This window comes from Endozoicomonas sp. SESOKO3, from assembly GCF_024606255.1.
On record NZ_JAHHPR010000263.1, the window covers coordinates 1 to 1,324 of the forward strand.

At 49.5% G+C, this 1,324-nt stretch carries 1 protein-coding gene; it reads right to left on the reverse strand.

The window, feature by feature from the left end:
- The coding region (locus KDK18_RS04725) for a hypothetical protein (protein WP_257253566.1) at window positions 1–1,301 on the reverse strand (1,301 nt) is incomplete at its 3' end.
- Window positions 1,302–1,324 lie beyond the last annotated feature (23 nt).

Sequence of the window (1,324 nt, forward strand, 5' to 3'; positions counted from 1 at the left end):
CGGAACAGCTCCATGCTGAACTCGCCATCCTTGTCTTTCCATTCCGGCCAGCCCAAGACCTCTTTCACTGGCTCACGTTTGAGCATGCCTTTGGAATGGTTCATAGACGAAAAGGAGCGGAACAGCGCCATACTGAAGTCGCCATCCTTGTCTTTCCATTCCGGCCAGCCCAGCACCTCTTTCACCTGCTCATGCTTGAGCATGCCTTTGCTATGATTCATCGACGAAATGGCGCGGAAAAGCTCCATATTGAACTCGCCATTTTTGTCCTTCCATTCCGGCCAGTCCAGCACCTCTTTAACTTCCTTATTATTGAGCATGCCTTGGCCATTATTCATGGACGAAAAGGCGCGGAACAGCTCCATACTGAACCCGGCATCCTTGTCTTGCCATTCCAGCCAGCCCAGCACCTCTTTCACTTGCTCATGTTTGGGCATGCCTTTGCCATGATTCATGGATGAGAAGGCTCGGAGCAGCTCCATACTGAACCCGGCATCCTTGTCTTGCCATTCCGGCCAGCTCAGCACCTCTTTCACTTCCTCATGTTTGAACAGGCCTTTGCTGTGATTCATGGACGAGAAAACGCGGAACAGCCCATTTCTAAACTCGTTATTCTTATCTTTCCATTCCGGCCAGCTCAGCACCTCTTTCACTTCCTGATGTTTGGGTGTGCCTTTTTTGTTGTACATGGACGAGAAAGCCCGGAGCAGTTCCATACTGAACTCGTCATTCTTGTCTTTCCATTCCGGCCAGTTCAGCACCTCTTTCACTTTTTCATGTTCGAGCATGCCCCTGCAATTATTCATGGACGAGAAGGAGCGGAATAGCTCCATATTGAACTCGCCATTCTTGTCTTTCCATTCCGGCCAGCCCAGTATCTCTTTCACGTCCTTATGTTTGAGCATGCCTTTACTACTATTCATGGATGAAAAAGCGCGGAATAGTTCCATGTTGAACTCGCCACCCTTGTTCTTCCATTCCGGCCAGCCCAGCACTTCTTTCACTTCCTCATGGTTGAGTATGTCTTTGTCGTGATTCATGGATGAGAAGGTGCGGAACAGTTCCATATTGAACGCGCCATCCTTGTTTTTCCATTCCGGCCAGCCCAGCACCTCTTTCACTTCCTCGTGTTTGAGCATGCCATTACTACGTTTCATGGACGAGAAGGCGCGGAACAGCTTCATATTGAACGCTCCATCCTTGTCTTTCCATTCCGGCCAGCCTAGCACTTCTTTCACTTGCTCATGTTTGAGCATGCCTTTGCAATGGTTCATAGACGAGAAGGAGCGGAACAGCTCCATACTGAACTCGCCATCCTTGTCTT